Genomic DNA, 19,180 nt, shown 5'->3' with positions numbered 1-19,180 from the left:
GGTTTATTTAACCAAATCCTGTATTGCTTTATTCACTTTATCGAAACCGAATTGAGACAAAACAGCCTGCATTGACGCAGAAATTTGCTCATTACAAAGGTTGCCGATGCTTCCTTCGTGTGTATGATTTATTTGGCTCGATGGTGCAAAAGTACCATTTTCTATTTGTTCGCCAACTATTTTATAGGCCTCTCTGAAAGGAACACCTTGCAAAGCTAAATCATTAACAACTTCAACGCTAAACAAATAATCGTATTTCTTATCTTTTAAAATATCAGCTTTAATAGTGATGTTCTGAAACATAAATGTGGCGATTTCCAAACATTCGTTAAGCGAAGTAATGGCAGGAAAAAGATTCTCTTTCAACAACTGCAAATCGCGGTGGTAACCTGATGGAAGATTGGTAATCATCATCGCGATTTCATTCGGCAAAGCCTGAATTTTATTGCAACGTGAGCGAATTAACTCAAAAACATCCGGATTCTTTTTATGTGGCATAATGCTCGAACCTGTCGTTAATTCAGGCGGGAAACTGATAAAGCTAAAATTCTGGTTGATGAACAAACAAACATCCATCGCCATTTTAGCTAAAGTTGCTGCAACAGCACTCATCGCTTGAGCCAAAATTCTTTCGGTTTTACCGCGACCCATTTGTGCATAAACCACATTATAATTTAAACTTTCAAAACCCAATAAATTTGTGGTTAAAGTTCTGTTTAATGGAAATGAAGAACCATACCCAGCTGCAGAACCCAATGGATTTTTATTGGTAATTTTCCAGGCAGCAAGCATCAATTCCATATCATCGGCAAGGCTTTCGGCATAGGCACCAAACCATAAACCAAAAGATGATGGCATTGCGATTTGCAAATGGGTGTAACCTGGCATCAATTTATCTTTGTGCGTGTTGCTCAGCTCAATCAATAAGTTAAATAAGGTTGAAGTTTGGTTAACCATATCTTCAATACAAGCTCTGAAGAATAATTTCAAATCAACCAAAACCTGATCGTTACGTGAGCGTCCACTATGGATTTTTTTACCTGCTTCGCCAATGCGTTGTGTCAATAACCATTCAACCTGAGAATGTACATCTTCAACTGTATCTTCAATAGTGAAGTTTCCAGCCTCAATTTCAGCGTAAATATTTTTTAGCTCCTGCTGAACAGTTTTTAATTCTTCAGCAGTAAGAAGATTAATACTTTCCAACATTTGTGTATGAGCCAATGAACCCAAAACATCAAACTTTGCCATTTGTAAATCCAATTCCCGGTCTTTACCAACGGTAAAGGTTTCCACGAATTTATTTACATCTATATTTTTTTGCCAGATTTTCATTTTTACTTTATTTAACCGCAAAGGGCACTAAGTTTTTCGCAAAGTGCGCCAAGCTATTCTATTATTTTACCACGAAGTGCACCGAGTTTTTCACAAGGATTATTTAAGTTAGACACCCAAGCCCTTTACCCTAAACCTTAAAACCCTCAACCTTGTATTACTGGTTTCAACATATTCACATAGCCCTCAACGCCTTCAGCAACCTCACGAACGTATAAAAACTCATCAGCCATATGTGAGCGACCAGAAAAACCTGGCCCACATTTTACCGATGGAATATCCAATAAAGCTTGGTCTGAAGTGGTTGGTGAACCATAAGTTGTTTTACCTAACGCAACACCAGCCTGAACCACTGGATGGTTTTTATCAATTGACGATGGCTTTAAACGGATAGAACGCGGCGTTACATCGCAATCTACATTTGCCCGAATAATTTCCAACACTTCTTCGTTTGTGTAAGCATCGGTAACCCGAACATCAACGGTAAAAGTGCAATTTGCAGGAACCACGTTATGCTGCGAACCTGCGTTAATAATCGTCACTGTCATTTTCAGCGGACCGAAAACTTCCGACACTTTAGGGAACTGATAATTCCTGAACCACTCAATATCTTTTAGCGCTTTGTAAATTGCGTTTTCACCCTCTTCCCTAGCCGCGTGACCAGCTTTACCATGTGACACACAATCGATTACCAACAATCCACGTTCTGCAATAGCTAAATGCATTTCTGTTGGCTCCCCAACAATTCCAAATTCCAGTTCTCCCAAATCTGGCAGAACCAATTCCAAGCCATTATTTCCAGAGATTTCCTCTTCCGCGGTTGCAGCCAAACAGATATTATATTTTAAATTTTCTTGTTCGTAATAATACAAAAACGTACCAATCAGCGAAACCAAACAACCGCCAGCATCGTTACTACCCAATCCAAATAATTTATCGCCCTCAATGGCAGCATCGTAAGGGTCGCGGGTATAACCAGAATTTGGTTTAACCGTATCATGATGCGAATTCAACAATACCGTAGGTTTACTTGCATCGAAATGCTTGTTGTAAGCCCAAACATTGTTCATTTTGCGATAGATTTTAACACCGCGTTCTTCTAAAAACTGAGCAATTAAATTTGCCGTTCTGTCTTCTTCTTTACTAAACGACTGGATGCGAATTAACTGTCGCAATAAATCCAGACTTTCCTTTTGTATATTTTCTAACAACATAGTATCGAGTAGTTAGTATCAAGTATCAAGACAAATCGTATCTCAATCCTGCACTTTTCATTTGCTTTAAGCTTTATTTCTTTCTGCTTTTAGCTTTCCTTTGTGTACAAATTTCCTGCTTTTAGTGCCGATAATTTAATACCTTTTATTAATGATGAGCTAAAGCCGTTGTGTTCCATTTCGTTTAAACCTGCAATGGTACAACCTTTCGGCGAAGTTACCTTATCTATTTCTGATTCTGGGTGTGTGCCATGTAATAAAAGCAAGTCGGCCGCTCCTTTTGCCGTTTGTACAGCCATTTTAAGCGCTTCATCAGCATGAAAACCAATTTCCACACCACCTTGCGATGCCGCTCTGATTGCCCTCAAAAAGAATGCAATTCCACATGCACAAAGTGCCGTAGCCGAAGTCATTAAATCTTCGTTTATCTTCACAACCGAACCAACCGTTTCAAACATTTTGGTCACATTATCAATATTTTCTGCCGATGCATTATCGCTCGCCATACAAGTCATCGATTGCCCAATAGCGATTGCCGTGTTCGGCATTACGCGAATCACTTCCACATCGTCGCCCAATTTTTCGCGAACCGCAGCACAACTAACACCAGAAATCACCGAAATAACCAAGTGTTTAGCCGAAACTATAGATGAGTTAATTTCATCCAAAACCGTATTTAATTGTTGCGGCAAAACAGCAAGAATCACAACATCAGCATTTGATACGGCATGTTTATTATCGTTACTCACCACAAAACCAGCCTCCGCGAAAGGTTTTAAATGATCGATATTTCTACGGGTAAGCGTAATGTCTTCAGCTTTTGCAAAATCGGCTTTTACCAGGCCTTTCGCTAAAGACAAACCGATATTTCCGCTACCAATTATGGCTATTTTTTTCATGTGGTTCGTTTTATTTGGTTCAGTTACTCAAACTGATTTTTATATTTTTGAAAAGCAATTGCAGTTTTCAATTAATGTCAGTCCTGCTATTCACTTCAATCTTTTTAAACTCATTGTCATACTGAGGTACCAAGCATCTGCAACTTAGGAATCAGATGCTTCGTACCTCAGCATAACAGCTTATTCAAGTTTGTGCTAAAAAAAGTATTTCCGCTCCTATCAGGTTTAGTTCACATCCGTCATTGCAAATTATGAAGCAATCCTAATGCACTATATTAATAGCTACAGTTTTAAGATTGCTTCGTACCTCGCAACGACGTAGAGATTAAAGAATTGCAGCATGCTTATCCTCCATGCCAAGTCCCCTTTAGGTGATTTAAGGGTTCATCTTCGTACCAAAAGTACCTGCTGCAAGTTCAGCTAATTCATCGGCTTTGCCAATATACACCGCCGAAACCCCTTTCTTAATCGCCTCAAAAGCATTGTACAATTTGGGTATCATTCCGCCTTGTACCGTTCCATCAGCTTTTAAACCTTCAAATTCATCAGCTTTGATTTCTCTAACAACAGAATTATCATCATTTACATCTTTCAGCACACCTTTTTTCTCGAAGCAATATACCAAACGGGTTTCATATAAAGCCGACATGGCTACCGCAACTGCCGATGCAATTGTATCTGCATTAGTATTTAGCAATTGCGTATCTCCATCGTGTGTAATTGCACATAAAACTGGTGTTAATCCTGCATTTAATAAACTATCCAAAGTATTCGAAGAAACAGAATTGTCATCTAAATCGCCAACAAAACCATAATCTATAACTTCTCCAGCTAATGGACCTGGAGGTGTTCCATGTGTTTTTGTAACAATAGGTCGTTTTTTAGCTTTGATTATATTTCCGTCGGCGCCTGTTAAACCAATGGCATTACTACCTTTAGCTTGTAATTGAGCAACCATGTTTTTGTTAATCAACCCTGCATAAACCATCGTAACAATCCGCAACGTTTCAATATCTGTAATCCTACGACCTTCAACCATTTTCGCCTGAATACCTAAGCTTTCGCCCAATTCAGTTGCGATTTTCCCGCCACCATGAACCAAAATTTTATCGCCAGGTAAAGCCGTAAAATCCAACAAAAATTGATGTAAATTTTCAGAATTATCAATTACGTTTCCGCCGATTTTTATGATTGTAAGTTGTTTCATACTTTGAGTTATGGGTTGCCAGTTATGAGTTGCGAGTTTAGGCGCTTAGACCTATAACACGGAACCCGTAACCGGTAACTGTTTTATAATTCCTCCAACATCGATTTTATTACCGCTTGTGCGGCCCACAAACGATTTCCAGCTTCCTGTATCACCAATGAATTCGGTCCGTCCAATATCTCGGATGATAATTCCAAATCACGTCTAACGGGCAAACAGTGCATCACTTTCGCATCGTTTGTGAATTTCAACTTTTCGTTATTCATCATCCACCCATCCGGATAAGTTAAAACTTTGCCATATTCTTTGTAGCTGCTCCAGTTTTTAACATAAACATAATCAGCGCCAGCCAAAGCCTCTTCTATATTATATTGAATATCTGCACCAGGTGTAAATTCTTCAGCCAATTCATAACCTTCTGGTTGGGCGATGGTAAAATCAATCATCCCTTCGGCTTGCGCTTTACACATCCATTCGGCAAAAGAATTTGGAACCGCTTGTGGCAAAGCTTTTACGTGAGGTGCCCACGCCAAAACAACTTTTGGTTTTCTACCATCAGGTTGTTTAGTCCAGGTTTCGTGAATGGTAATTATATCGGCAAAACTTTGTAGCGGGTGGCGAGTTGCACTCTCCAAGCTCACTACAGGAACAGCGCAATATTTTACAAATTTGTTAAAGAAATCTTCGCTGTAGTCTTCCTCACGATTGTTTAATTTCGGGAAAGAACGTAATCCCAAAATATCGCAATATTGACCCATTACCGCAGCAGCCTCACGAATATGCTCAACAGTAGAGCCATTCATTACTACACCATCCTGTGTTTCCAAAGCCCAACCCTCTTTATCCAAATTCATGACCATCACATTCATACCTAAGTTTAGCGCAGCTTTTTGAGTGCTTAAACGGGTACGCAAACTTGGGTTCATAAAAACCAATCCTAAGGTTTTGTTTTTACCCAAACTTTGATGCGCATAAGGATTCGCCTTTAATTCAAGCGCATCTTTTACAAATTGTTTGATGCTCGGAACATCATGTACGGAAGTGAAAAGTTTCATTTTTTTAAGCTTAAAGGTTAAAGCTAAAGGCTTCAAGCTTAATACAAAATGTAGAAAACGTGGCCTAATCCCTAACTTATTATGTTCTCAGTCGCTTCAGCAAGCCTATGAGCATTGCCTTAACTTCATTGTTTTATTATTTATTTCTTGATACTTTTCATCATTTAAGTATCTCAAATCCTTCGCTAGTAAACAAGCATATTCGGCTTCATTACATGAGCCTAACGCCATATCTAAAAACCGAACGAAATCCATTGAAGAATTTCTACCTGCGCCTTCAACAATATTTAGAGGCACAGAATAAGCGGCTCGTTTGACTTGGCTATTCAATCGTATTTTTAAGATGGAGGAAATAATGGAAGTATATCTGAATAAACATATAGCACCATTAAATGTGCTTTCTCCCAAACTTCTAATTTTTGATAATCTCTCATTTTCGTTAAAACTTATGTTTACTAGAAAATAGGGGTATCACTAATTTAATTCTTTTCCACCATATTAGCTAATCGTCATCCGCTTTCAGCTTTAGTCTTTTAGCTATTTTACCAACTCACCAAAAGCCGCCAAAAATTCGTCAGCGTGTGCTTTGGTTAAATTCAAGGCTGGCAATAAACGGATAACATTTGGTTTTGCTTCGCCTGTAAAAATGAAATGTTTAAATAATAATTCCTTTTTAACATGCGCTAATTCTTCAGGCAATTCAATTCCAATCATCAAACCACGACCACGAACTTCCTTTACCTGCTCAAATCTCTTCAATTCAGTAATTAGATAATTCCCGATTTCTTCAGCATTTTTCATCAAGTTATCTTTTTCCATAACCTCTAAAACCGCTAAAGCCGCAGCGCAAGCCAAATGGTTACCACCGAAAGTAGTCCCCAATTCTCCATGCCAAGGCTTAAATTTTGGAGCAATTGAAATTCCCGCTACTGGAAATCCGTTACCCATTCCTTTTGCCATCGTATAAACATCTGCCTCAACGCCAGAATAATCGTGTGAATAAAACAAACCCGTTCTACCATAACCGCACTGAACTGAATCTGCGATATAAACTGCATTGTATTCATCACAAAGTGAACGGATTTTTTGCAAGAAACTTTTTGAGGCTTCTTTGATTCCACCAACACCTTGGATTCCTTCAATAATTACAGCCGAAATTTCATTGCCCTGAGCTTTAAAAGTTTCTTCCAAAGCTACTTCGTTATTGAACGGCAAAAAGATCACATTTTCAGATTGATTAACAGGCGCTACAATTTTAGGATTATCGGTTACCGCAACCGCTAAGGATGTTCTTCCGTGGAAAGCACCAGTGAAAGCGATTACTTTCTTTCTTCCGTTATAAAATGATGCCAGTTTTAAGGCGTTTTCGTTTGCCTCAGCTCCAGAGTTTACTAGGAATAACTGGAAATCTTTTTTACCTGAAACCTGCCCCAATTTCTCAGCAAGCTGAACCTGTAAAGGGATTTTAACAGAATTTGAGTAAAAACCAACTTTGTTTAATTGGTCTGTTAAACGACTTACATAATGCGGGTTGGTGTGTCCAATTGAAATCACTGCATGACCGCCATATAAATCTAAATATTTTTGTTCGCTAGCATCCCAAACATTGCTGCCAGATGCTTTTGTAATTTCTATATCGTTAAGAGGATAAACGTCGAATAAGTTCATATTTTCTGAGCTTAAAGACTAAAGCTAAAGGCATGAAGCTTCCCGCAAATTTATACAGGTTACTAGCCTAATTTTAGTCTATTAAATATTTAATTAATACTTCAGCATTTCGCTATTATGCTTTAAACTTTGAGCTTTCGGCTTTAAGCCTAAATTAAAAGTTCGCTGCTTTCAATCGCAGGCCTGCTGTTTCATCCAAGCCAAACATTAAGTTCATATTCTGAACCGCTTGTCCGCTTGCGCCTTTCAACAGGTTGTCAATAATGCTGATGATAAACAATTTATTGCCATGCTTTTCTACATGAACCAGCGCTTTATTTGTATTTACAACCTGTTTTAAATCGATGTTTTTCCGACTAACATGTGTAAAAGGATGAGCACTATAATATTCTTCATAAATATTTTGCGCTTCTTCCAAAGTCAAGTCACTTTCTAAATACATCGCTGCCAAAATACCACGCGTAAAGTCTCCGCGTTGCGGAATAAAGCTCAAAGTCTCCGAAAGTGATGGTTGCAATTGTACTAAGCTTTCGCCAATTTCATTTAAATGTTGATGCTCGAAAGCTTTATAAATGGAAAGGTTGTTATTTCTCCAGCTAAAGTGAGAAGTTGTTGCCAAACTTTGTCCTGCACCAGTTGACCCTGTAGTTGCATTAATGTGAACTTCTGCATTGATTAAACCTTTTGCAGCCAATGGAAATAACCCCAACTGAATGCAAGTAGCAAAACAACCTGGGTTAGCAATATTGCTTGCCGTTTTAATTTTATCGCGATTTAATTCTGGAAGCCCATAAACAAAATCACGATCTTCAAAACTAGCATTTGCTGCCAATCTGAAATCTTGTGATAAATCGACGATTTTTATATTATCGTTAATCGGGTTAGCAGCTAAAAACTTTTTTGCATCGCCATGGCCGACGCAAAGAAAAAGCACATCGATATCCTGTGGAATATCATTGGCAAAGCGTAAATCTGTATCGCCAATTAAATCAGTATGCACATCAGAAATTAGATTCCCAGCGTTACTGGTGCTATTTACGAAAGCAATTTCAACATTTGGATGATTAATCAGAATACGTAGCATTTCGCCACCTGTATATCCTGCACCACCAATTATTCCTGCTTTTATTTTATTACTCATAATCTGTTCTATCAATTATAGATGGATATGAAAATTAGTTTATATTCCTTCGACAAGCTCAGGATGACAATTTTGAAAGGCAAGATTTCTACTCTAGTCTTTCAGCTTTAAGCCTCTTCCCCATTAACTTTATGCCAAATCATTACCTGGTTACCGAAGATTTTGGAGAAACCCTTAACATCTTCGCCACTCCAGGCGTTGTTCATTTCGCCATAGCTTCCAAATTTATTGCTCATTAAATCGTGGTTAGATTCAATACCAATAATCTGGAAACGATAAGGCAATAATTCAACAAAAACTTTACCGCTCACAAATTTCTGCGTATCGGCTAAAAAAGCCTCAATATTCCGCATAATCGGGTCATGGAATTGACCTTCGTGCAGCCAGTTACCATAGAAAGAAGATAATTGCTCTTTCCAGCTTAACTGCCATTTCGTTAACGTATGTTTTTCTAAAGTATGGTGTGCTTTAATAATTAAAACAGGTGCTGCAGCTTCGAAACCTACACGACCTTTAATACCAATAATCGTATCACCAACATGGATATCTCTGCCAATTCCATAAGGTTGAGCGATGGCTTGTAATTTCTGAATCGCTCTAACAGGTGCTAACGTTTCTCCATCAATGGCAACTAACTCCCCTTTTTCAAAAGTTAATTCCACTTTACGCGATTCCGTTTCCGAAACCTGAGTTGGCCAGGCGCTTTCTGGTAAAGTTTGGTGAGAAGTTAAAGTTTCCTTTCCTCCTACTGAAGTTCCCCATAAGCCTTTATTAATCGAATATCTTGCTTTTTCAGCACTATATTCAACACCATGTTCGGCTAAATATTCTATTTCCGCTTCGCGGGATAATTTCAAATCTCTAATAGGTGTAATGATTTCAACTCCAGGAATAATGATATTGAAAATCATATCAAAACGCACTTGGTCGTTACCAGCACCAGTACTTCCGTGAGCAACATAATCCGCACCAATTTTTTTAACGTAATTCGCAATTGCCGTTGCCTGACTAACGCGTTCTGCACTAACAGAAAGTGGATAAGTTGCATTTTTTAATACATTTCCGAAGATTAAGTATTTAATACAACCATCATAATAACTATCGGTTTCATCTACCACAGCGTGAGATTTTACACCTAAAGCATAGGCTCTTTTCTCTATTTCTTGTAATTCTTCGTCAGAAAAACCACCAGTATTTACAATAACAGAGTGAACTTCTAAGCCACGGTCTTGAGCAAGATAAATACAGCAAAATGAGGTATCAAGACCTCCGCTAAAAGCTAAAACAACTTTCTTCTTCATTATTTATGAAATAATAGGGTAAATAAAACTATGATTGATTTTAATCCAGATTTTGGCTTAACCACTAATCTAGATTTTATGCGCATAAAACGCTCGTATAATCCAGGCTTCTTCTGCAACTCTTCGGCAAAAACCTTTGCGGCCTCGTGTTTCTTTTCGGCAGGATCGTAAAGCATTGCGGTACACATGCAATTTTTACGCTCTTTCATCTTCAAAATCTCGAAGTTTACGCAGCTTTGGCAACCTTTCCAAAAATCCTCATCTTGCGTCAATTCAGAATAAGTAACAGGCTCGTAACCTAAATCAGAATTGATTTTCATTACGGCTAAACCTGTAGTTAAACCAAATATTTTTGCCTTTGGATATAATTTTCTCGAAAGTTCGAAAACTGCTTCTTTAATCGCATGCGCTAATCCTGCTTTTCTATATTGCGGACTAACGATTAACCCAGAATTGGCTACAAACTGACCATGACTCCAGGTTTCGATATAGCAAAAGCCAGCCCAGGTGCCATCTTTATGAAAAGCAATTACGGCTTTGCCTTCCTGCATTTTACCTGAAATATATTCCGGCGAACGCTTAGCAATACCTGTACCTCTGGCTTTTGCTGATTCAGCCATTTCGGTTACAATCTCTTCTGCAAACACATGGTGTTCTGGGATAGCGACTTGTACTATAAATTCATTAATATTCATTCGTTTTCTAACGAAAAATTAAGGTATTCTTGTTAATTGGGTTTTTAGAGAGGATCAATTCCTCGTAGTATTAGTAAGGTGTACTAAATACGCGGCGTAAAATTTTGCCGACTTAGGGGATAATAGAATACAGGTTGAAAACGATTAATAAATAAACTCTCACCAGCTACCAAATGGGCTGTGAAACTTGAAAGTTTATGTAAAAATTGTTTAATCATTTCTTGCGTATTAAAACAGCTTTAACTCTATTGAGGTGCAAAGGTTTAAATAATAATTGAGTTACACAATATTAAACTGATTTTTTTATGTTTTAATAATAATTTATTAAACTAATCTGACCTAACTTTTCAATAAAGCATCTTTTATCAAAACTTTAACATCAGCTTAACAACATTTAACATTTTCAATTACTGTTTAAACACAATATTTGTATGCCTGTAGCGATTGTAGCATAGCAATCGTTTCTACTGGAATAAATATTTAAACTCAAAGCCGAAACAGTATGAAATTTTCTACATCTAAAAATTTAAAAAAAACATCCTTAAACGCATTATTTATAATAATGGCCATTTCAATTTTCAGTTCTTGTGCAAAAACAGATAATACCGACATCACCATTGCTTATTTAAGGGCAGTAAATGCATCTCCTTCGTTAGCAACCTATAATGCTTATCTGGGTGGTAGTCTAATTAGCGCGGCAGCCTTACCTTTCGCTGGTTCTTCAGCATACACTTCACGAACAGCAGGTACTTACAGTCTAAAGTTTACATCTGGTAGTAATACTGAAAGTTTATTTTCCAAAGACGTTGCATTAAGCCAAAACACTAGTTACTCTTATTATCTGATTAACAAACCTGGTCAGTTGGATGGTTTATTGATTAGCGATGACAGGAGTGTACCCTCTGCAGATAAAGCCTATATTCGTTTTATTAATTTATCTCCCGATGCACCTGCATTAGATTTAATTAAAACGGGCACCACCACTTCTTATGCAACAAATAAAGCTTACAAAACCAATACTAGTTTTGTAGCTGTTGATGCTGGAACCTATTCTCTTGATGTAAAAGACACCGCTAATGGCGCTGTAAAAACAACGAAGACAGATGCTGTATTTGCAGCTGGATATCATTATGATATAATTTGTGGCGGCCTGGTTACACCAGCAAACGATACCGAACGTGCCTTAAATTTGCAGGTTTTAACCATCAAATAATCATTTTTAATTTTAAATACGTTAATAATTCAGGATTATCTTAAACGATAATCCTTTTTTTATATATCTGATTTTGACCACATTCGCTCAAAATGTTAAACTTTCTAATTTAACAATCACTTATATATGCTGGTTAACAGGCAAATAACATCAAACTAAGTCTACTACTTGTTTTCCTTATTTAGAATTATTCAAAATTATTTGGATTATTAAGAATTGTGCCGTTATTTTGCAGCTGTTTAGAATTAATCCAAATAAATTTAAGATGCATAAAATCAGACTATTCAGCTTAACGCTTTTTCTCTCCACACTTAGTATAATTACTTTCGCACAGCAATTTTCAACCATAAAAGGTACGGTTACTACATCAAATGGTAAGGCAGCTTCTTATATTTCAGTTGGTTTAAAAGGAAGTGGAAATGGGAACACAACGGATGATAACGGCAGATATACAATTCACAGAATAAAACCAGGCACTTACACGATTAAGGCTTCTGCTGTAGGTATTAATTCAGCAGAGAAAAGTGTAACCGTAGTTGAAGGCGAAACTAAAATTGTAGATTTTGTTTTACAAGAAAATGATCAGAAATTAGAGGAAGTAACTATTGCTGGCAAAAACAACAGATATAAAATAGGCTTACCTTCCGCATCTCTTCGTTTAAACGAGCCGCTTTTGGAGGCTCCACAAAACATACAAACTGTTAGTGATCAAGTTATAAAAGACCAGCAAATCATAAGCATGAGTGATGGTTTAATCAGAAATGTGAGTGGTGCTACCCGAATAGAGCACTGGGGTGATATGTACACTAATATTACCATGCGTGGTTCTCAAATTCAGGCAATGAGAAATGGCTTCAACGTGGTATCATCTTTCTGGGGACCGTTAACTGAAGACATGAGCTTCGTCGATCACATTGAATTTGTAAAAGGTCCTGCTGGCTTTATGCTTGGCAATGGCGACCCAAGCGGCATGTACAATGTAGTAACCAAAAAACCTACTGGCTTTAATAAAGGCGAAGTTTCTTTCACTTTAGGAAGTTATGATTTATACAGAACAGCTGTTGACTTTGACCGCAAATTAACCAGCGATGGAAAATTATTATTTAGATTAAACGGAGCCGTTCAAAACAAAGGTTCTTTCAGACCTTATGAGCAAAATGATCGATACAGCATTGCTCCTGTGTTAAGTTATCAAATTACAGATCACACCAAAATTACCGCAGAATACACCTTCCAAAATGCAAAAATGACTGAAGTTGGTTCTTACTACATTTTCTCTCCCGACGGTTATGCAACTTATCCAAGGGAATTAACAATGACCCAACCAGGCTTACCTGCAACACGTATAAATGACCAAAGTTTATTTCTAAACTTACAACACAATTTTGACGAAAACTGGAAACTAACAGCACAAGCAGCTTACTTTAAGTATGATCAAGTTGGCTATAGTTCATGGCCTTCAGCTGTTAATGCAAATAGCACAGTTATTAGAAATGTTGGCATTTGGGATGCGGAAAGCAGCATGAAATTAGCACAACTATTTATTAATGGCCAAGTAAAAACTGGTGGAATTAATCACCGTATTTTAGCCGGTTTTGATGGTGGAAAGAAAAATTATATGGCAGATTGGGGTCAATCACATGATTTAGATCTAGCTTCTTCACCTTTCGATTTGAATAATCCAAATTACGACTTTCCTCAGAACGGCTACCCAAATTTCGATCGTATTACTTCTTTAGAACAAAGGGCAATTAATGCAGGTGGTTTAATGGACTCAAAGTATTTGAGTGCTTATGCTCAAGACGAATTAGGTTTCTTTGATAATAGAGTTCGTTTAACATTAGCTGGTCGTTATACCTATGTGAGTCAATCGGCTTGGGGCGGCGCACCAGATAAAGCTAAAAAAGTTACTCCACGTGTTGGTTTAAGTTTTTCAGTTGATAAAAGCACAGCAATTTACGCAGTTTATGACGAAGCTTTCACACCTCAAAGTGGCTTAATCCGCAATGGTGGAAAAGTAGAACCGATTACTGGAACAAATAACGAAATCGGTATTAAGAAAGATTGGTTTGACGGCAAATGGAACACCACTTTATCAGCTTACAGAATTTTGAAACAAAACGAACTAACTGCCGACCCAACAAACACACCAGGAACCAATTTTAGTGTAGTTTTAGGCGAAAAAAGATCGCAGGGAATTGAGTTTGATTTAAGAGGTAAAATCACTGATGGTTTAACTTTAATAGCAAACTATGCTTATACGGATTCGAAAGTTACCGAAGTTACTCCTGGCGTAACAGGCATTAATGTTGGTGATGTAATTCCTGGTTTTGCCAAACATGTTTCTAATGCATGGTTAACTTACACTTTGCAAAATGGCGCACTTAAAGGTTCGGGTATATCGGCAGGTTTTACTTACCTAGCAGATCGTGCAACCGATACCTGGAGCATTGGCTTACAAAAATTACCGAACTACTTTAAGTTAGACGGTGGTTTATTTTATGAACGTCCTAAATTTAAAATTACAGGTAATGCTTTTAATATCTTGAATAAATATTTATTCAGCGGATCTTATTACCAATATCTAAGCGCATACTATTACCAGGCAGAGGCGCCAAGAAATTATAGAGTGAGTGTAGCATATAAATTTTAATCAGGATTCATGTCTGAGAAGAAAAAAAATAAAACCTTCAAATATTGGGTCGGCAGAATCCACTTATGGCTGGGATTAACATCCGGACTATTCGTATGCTTTTTGGGTATAACTGGATGCATCCTTGCCTTTGAAAGAGAAATTGAAAATGTTACTCAACCTTATCGAAATCTTGAAGTTCAAAAAAAGGCCCTGCTACCACCTACGCAATTAAAAGCAATTGCTGATAAAGCATTGCCCAACAAACACGCACACAGCATTAACTATCAACCTGGAAAAAGTGCTCAGGTTGTTTATTACAATTTCGAACCCGAATACTACTATATCGTTTTCGTAAATCAATATACTGGCGAAGTACTAAAGGTTAAAAACATGAATGATGATTTTTTCAGAATTGTCATTATGGGCCACTACTATTTGTGGCTCCCACCAAATATTGGCCAGCCAATTTTAACTAGTGCTACATTAATTTTTGTTATACTGTTGATATCAGGTTTAATCCTCTGGTGGCCAAAAAACAAAGCTGCATCAAAACAGCGTTTTACCGTCAAATGGAATGCAAAATGGAGAAGGGTAAATTATGATTTTCATAATGTACTCGGCTTCTACATCACCTGGATCATAATCTTTATTGCTTTATCAGGTATGGTAATGGGATTTCAGTGGTTTTCAAAATCAGTCTATTTCGTAACCTCTGGAGGGAAATCATTAACGGAATTTAGTGAAGCTTTTTCTGATACGACCACCAATTTAAAATTGAAATTAAATCCATCGGCAGCTGATAAAATTTGGGAATCTTATCTAAATGCTGATCCGAAATTTCAAGGCAGCCTTGATGTACACGTTCCTGAAAATGAAAAGGCATCGATAGAAGTTGCTAAAAACCCAGATCCTGAAACCTATTGGAAATCTGATTACAGGTATTTCGACCAGCATACTCTTAAAGAAATTGAAGTTAAACATGCTTTCGGCAAATATGAAAACACAACAGTTGCCGATAAAATTTATAGAATGAATTATGATATCCATGTTGGTTCTATCGCTGGTTTACCAGGTAAAATAATTGCATTTTTTGCCAGCCTAATTGCAGCAAGCATGCCAATTACAGGTGTTTTAATATGGATTGGCAGGAATAAGAAAAAAAAGAAAGTATCCACAACAATCAGATAATAAACAAATAATTATGAAAATTTTAAATCTAATCCTGGTATTAACAGGCCTAGTAACTGTTAGTGCTAATGCTCAAGACAAATTAGAGCAAGACAGAAAAGCAATCAAATCATTGGCTGGCTTTTACGAGGTAAATTTCAATTACGGTGAGGTTACTTCACCCAGCCCAGAATATAAATTCAGCAAGCCTTACGAAAGTCATGGTAATGAGTGGGCCGAAATTATTGTCGATGAGCCAAAAAGAATTGTTATTCAGCATATGTTAGCCATTAACGATACTACGGTGATTAAACACTGGCGCCAGGACTGGACTTATGAAGACACAAACATTATGCTTTACACGCAAGATAACGCTTGGAAAAAAGGCAATCTAACTGCTGCTGATGTTAAAGGTAAGTGGACACAGAAAGTTTATCAGGTTGATGATAGTCCACGTTACCAAGGTATTGGAACCTGGAGCCATGTTGGTGGTCACGATTCTTGGTCGAGCGAAACAGATTCACCGCTTCCAAGAAGAGAATCTACTGTTCGTAAAGACTATAATGTTTTAACTCGCGGAAGCAGAATTACCATTACCAAAGATGGCTGGATGTTTGAGCAAGACAACAAAAAAGTACTTCGCACACCAGAAGGCGATAAATTATTAGCCGTTGAGAAAGGTTATGAAGAATTTACCAAAATCGATCCTAAAACTTTTGCTTATGCACAAAAATGGTGGAATAATCAACATACCTATTGGGCTGATGTTCGTAACGTATGGGCAGATGTTATTGGCTCAAACGATACTTTCAAAGTAAAAACAATGGCTAACGGTAAATTACTTTACGAAACATTATTTACACTTGGCGATCAGTCTATCAAAGAAAAATGGACCGCAGCACAAAATAAAGAAAAAGTTAAAACGGCGCTACAGCCATATTTAGCGAAATAGTTATTTACGATCACATCCTTTTAAAGCCGGGCAATTTAAAATTGTTCGGCTTTTCTATTTTTAATCGTTATAATTTATTTGCAAATTGTAGCCATGCAGGTTTCATCAGCAAAACGAACTTTATTATTTACATTCCTTTTTTTATCGGTTAATGGTCTCGCACAAGATTCTACTTACGTTCAAAAAACTATAAACATGCTTACATCTAAAGCCTTTTGGGGAAGAGGTTATACAAAAGGCGGAATGGCTAAAGCAGCTGATTTTCTTAGTCAGGAGTACTTCAAGATTGGCTTATTACCAATGAATGATAGCTACAAACAAGATTTCAAGTTCCCCGTTAATACCTTTCCAGGCAAAATGCTTATTGAAATTAACGGCAAAAAACTTACTCCAGGAAAAGATTTTATCGTTAACAACGAAAGCCCATCGATAAATAAAAAAGCCGATTTAAAAAAAATAGATAGTACCAGATTTCAGGCTTTACCAAATTTAGAAGTTTTATTAAAAGATAAATTAACCTGGTCGGTAGCCTCAGAGCTGTCTACCCAAACCAGCATACAGATTAATAAAAAGAACTTTAAGGAAATACCAAAAACTATTAATATTAATATCGAAAGCAAATTTATTTCGGATTTTAAAGCTTCAAACATTTGTGGTTTTTTAAAGGGTACAAAATATCCAGATTCTATATTATTAATAACCGCACATTACGATCATTTAGGCGGCATGGGTTCTGAAACCTATTTTCCTGGCGCTAACGATAACGCTGCTGGTGTTGCAACGCTATTAAGTTTAGCAAAATATTATGCTAAAAACCCTCAACCTTATTCAATTGGTTTTATTTGCTTCGCGGCAGAAGAGGCCGGCTTGTTGGGTTCGAGGTATTTTGTCGAAAATCCAAAAGTAGAATTAAGCAAAATTAAGTTCCTAATCAATCTCGATTTAGTCGGAACAGGCGAAAGTGGTATGACCGTTGTAAACGCAAGTGTTTATCCAAAAGCTTTTGCCTTATTAAATGAAATAAATGTAGAACAGAAACTGATCTCGAAAATTAATCCGAGAGGAAAAGCAGCAAATAGCGATCATTATTTCTTTACAGAGAAAGGCGTTCCTGCATTTTTCTTCTACACTCAAGGCGGAATAACGGCTTATCATGATGTATTTGACAAACCTGAAACCTTACCACTAACGGAGTATAACGACTTGTTTAAACTAATCATTTCTTTTAACAAACGAATGATGAAATAGGCGTTTCGTAGGACAAAAGTCTAAAAACGTTATATAAAATACGCTATTCATCTGACAACAAGTAATCCGTCTACTTTTACCAATTGGGATAATATTTAAACCTGTTCGGATAATTAAATATAGCCATTCGCATCAGCGCTGCATCTTTGAATCAACAAATAAGCAACAAGATTCATTATGAAAAAGATACAAAAACTTAGTCTGGCATTTTTTATGTTAATCGCCTTTGTGGTAAAATCAAATGCTCAAAATCAAATCGAAATTGTAATTGTTGGTTCAAGTCACGACAATTCGAAATCAACTCAAAACTTTCAAACTATTATTGATAAGTTAAAAAAATTTAAACCCGATATGGTTTTTGGCGAATACTTACCTGCCGAAGATTATGCGAAACTTGAAGATGATCATTGGGCGAAAACAGCCTTTATAAAAAAAGTTAACTACATCAACAAACTAAATCCTGAAACCCCAAAAAACCTATCTTCATTAATTAAAAAGAACCAAAAAGCACTAACATCATTTCCTTATTACCATAAGACACGCATGAATTTAGCGACGGAATATGCTAAACAATGGGATAGAGGAAATTTCGATTACCAGATGTTCGTATTGGAAAGTTATATGAAAGATAAGTTTGGCAAGGAAGAAAAAGCAGAGTATGCAGAACGATTTGGTAACATCGATTCATTAAAAAAAATAGGCATCATCAGACCAGGAAGCGAATACAACAAAATATTTTTCCCGTTGATTTACCAACTTGGCCAAAATCAGATTTATAACATGGATTGCCAGACGTACGATAAACCCTGGGGAATTGCATGGAGTAAAACAGATTCTTTATTCAATATTTTATCGAAAAAAGCAAAAACAGATCCCGCCTCTGCAGAAGCTAAAACTATGGAGGCAATTAATAAGTATTACGCTTATTCGAATGAAGAGGAAAAAGCTTTTGCTGCCGATGAGTATGCTGGAATGAATACACTAAAATATGCTGAAATGAATGACCTGTGGAACTTTTATGGCGGCCGAAAATTTTATGGATATGCGGGTTTCCCTACTGAAACGGTTAAAGAAATGATTGCACAATGGACACTTAGAAATGAAGGAATGTGCAAAAACATTATTGAGCAGGCACAGGCGAATAATGCAAAAAGAATTGTTGTTGGTGTTGGTGCTGCCCACGGAAAATGGATGGAAGATATTTTAGCAAAAAACAGCAATGTTAAAATTATAAACTATAACGAGCTTCCATAAATCGTAATTTTAAAAATTATCCAAATCCCTCGGCAAATACCTGCTCGAGGGATTTTGATTTTGATTCTCATTGTAATTTTATTGTGTCGATTTGCAAATCCAAAGTTGCAAAACTATCTTTACCTAAAGATTTAGTTGTTTTTAAAGAATGGATGCAACATTTTTCTAAACATTGCGTCATTTAACCAAAACTGCA

General features: G+C 36.9%; 16 protein-coding genes. 6 read left to right on the top strand and 10 right to left on the bottom strand.

Annotated elements, in window-relative coordinates; translation table 11 throughout:
- Nucleotides 1–3: 3 nt before the first annotated feature.
- The 10 genes from argH to ABD692_RS09930 all read right to left on the bottom strand — a co-directional run bounded on the left by argH (nucleotide 4) and on the right by ABD692_RS09930 (nucleotide 10,515).
- Nucleotides 4–1,335 carry an argininosuccinate lyase gene (gene argH / locus ABD692_RS09975; protein WP_344766672.1) on the bottom strand — a complete coding sequence of 444 codons (1,332 nt, stop codon included), beginning with the start codon at nucleotides 1,333–1,335 and terminating at the stop codon, nucleotides 4–6.
- Nucleotides 1,336–1,481: 146 nt separating this feature from the next.
- A complete protein-coding gene (locus ABD692_RS09970; RefSeq protein WP_316755867.1) occupies nucleotides 1,482–2,549 on the bottom strand; it encodes a M20 family metallo-hydrolase in 1,068 nt (355 codons plus the stop codon).
- Nucleotides 2,550–2,638: 89 nt separating this feature from the next.
- On the bottom strand, nucleotides 2,639–3,448 hold the full coding sequence (gene proC / locus ABD692_RS09965; protein WP_316755865.1) for a pyrroline-5-carboxylate reductase: 810 nt from the start codon (nucleotides 3,446–3,448) through the stop codon (nucleotides 2,639–2,641).
- A gap of 376 nt (nucleotides 3,449–3,824) precedes the next feature.
- The gene (argB, locus tag ABD692_RS09960) at nucleotides 3,825–4,655 is read right to left on the bottom strand and encodes an acetylglutamate kinase (RefSeq protein ID WP_316755863.1); all 831 of its coding nucleotides are present in this window, start codon (nucleotides 4,653–4,655) and stop codon (nucleotides 3,825–3,827) included.
- A gap of 83 nt (nucleotides 4,656–4,738) precedes the next feature.
- Nucleotides 4,739–5,710 (bottom strand): Rossmann-fold NAD(P)-binding domain-containing protein, encoded by a 972-nt coding sequence (locus ABD692_RS09955; RefSeq protein WP_344766669.1) that lies wholly within the window; start codon nucleotides 5,708–5,710, stop codon nucleotides 4,739–4,741.
- A 105-nt stretch (nucleotides 5,711–5,815) separates the two neighbouring features.
- Nucleotides 5,816–6,118, bottom strand: a complete 303-nt coding sequence (locus ABD692_RS09950; RefSeq protein WP_316755859.1) for a four helix bundle protein — start codon at nucleotides 6,116–6,118, stop codon at nucleotides 5,816–5,818.
- Nucleotides 6,119–6,247: 129 nt separating this feature from the next.
- Nucleotides 6,248–7,378 carry an aspartate aminotransferase family protein gene (locus ABD692_RS09945; protein WP_344766667.1) on the bottom strand — a complete coding sequence of 377 codons (1,131 nt, stop codon included), beginning with the start codon at nucleotides 7,376–7,378 and terminating at the stop codon, nucleotides 6,248–6,250.
- Nucleotides 7,379–7,532: 154 nt separating this feature from the next.
- On the bottom strand, nucleotides 7,533–8,519 hold the full coding sequence (gene argC / locus ABD692_RS09940) for an N-acetyl-gamma-glutamyl-phosphate reductase (RefSeq protein ID WP_344766665.1): 987 nt from the start codon (nucleotides 8,517–8,519) through the stop codon (nucleotides 7,533–7,535).
- Nucleotides 8,520–8,626: 107 nt separating this feature from the next.
- Nucleotides 8,627–9,820 carry an argininosuccinate synthase gene (gene argG, locus ABD692_RS09935; protein WP_316755853.1) on the bottom strand — a complete coding sequence of 398 codons (1,194 nt, stop codon included), beginning with the start codon at nucleotides 9,818–9,820 and terminating at the stop codon, nucleotides 8,627–8,629.
- Nucleotides 9,820–10,515 (bottom strand): GNAT family N-acetyltransferase, encoded by a 696-nt coding sequence (locus ABD692_RS09930; RefSeq protein WP_316755851.1) that lies wholly within the window; start codon nucleotides 10,513–10,515, stop codon nucleotides 9,820–9,822. Before ABD692_RS09930 ends, argG begins: the two co-directional genes overlap by 1 nt.
- A 502-nt stretch (nucleotides 10,516–11,017) precedes the next feature.
- Here ABD692_RS09930 and ABD692_RS09925 point away from each other — a divergent pair.
- From ABD692_RS09925 to ABD692_RS09900, 6 genes are all read left to right on the top strand, one after another.
- Nucleotides 11,018–11,728 (top strand): DUF4397 domain-containing protein, encoded by a 711-nt coding sequence (locus ABD692_RS09925; RefSeq protein ID WP_344766661.1) that lies wholly within the window; start codon nucleotides 11,018–11,020, stop codon nucleotides 11,726–11,728.
- A gap of 265 nt (nucleotides 11,729–11,993) precedes the next feature.
- Nucleotides 11,994–14,381, top strand: coding sequence for a TonB-dependent siderophore receptor (locus tag ABD692_RS09920; RefSeq protein ID WP_344766659.1), 2,388 nt, complete (start codon nucleotides 11,994–11,996; stop codon nucleotides 14,379–14,381).
- 9 nt (nucleotides 14,382–14,390) lie between these two features.
- Entirely contained in the window at nucleotides 14,391–15,551 is a 1,161-nt protein-coding gene (locus ABD692_RS09915; RefSeq protein ID WP_344766657.1) for a PepSY-associated TM helix domain-containing protein, read from the top strand.
- A 13-nt stretch (nucleotides 15,552–15,564) separates the two neighbouring features.
- Entirely contained in the window at nucleotides 15,565–16,482 is a 918-nt protein-coding gene (locus ABD692_RS09910) for a DUF6607 family protein (RefSeq protein WP_344766655.1), read from the top strand.
- A 195-nt stretch (nucleotides 16,483–16,677) separates the two neighbouring features.
- Nucleotides 16,678–17,730, top strand: coding sequence for a M28 family metallopeptidase (locus ABD692_RS09905; RefSeq protein ID WP_344766653.1), 1,053 nt, complete (start codon nucleotides 16,678–16,680; stop codon nucleotides 17,728–17,730).
- Between the two features lie 177 nt (nucleotides 17,731–17,907).
- Nucleotides 17,908–18,984, top strand: a complete 1,077-nt coding sequence (locus ABD692_RS09900) for a DUF5694 domain-containing protein (protein ID WP_316755838.1) — start codon at nucleotides 17,908–17,910, stop codon at nucleotides 18,982–18,984.
- Nucleotides 18,985–19,180 lie beyond the last annotated feature (196 nt).

The sequence above is a fragment of the Pedobacter ginsengiterrae genome, assembly GCF_039537385.1.
GTDB classification, from domain to species: Bacteria; Bacteroidota; Bacteroidia; order Sphingobacteriales; family Sphingobacteriaceae; genus Pedobacter; species Pedobacter ginsengiterrae.
This window is presented reverse-complemented; position numbering and strand designations above follow the sequence as displayed.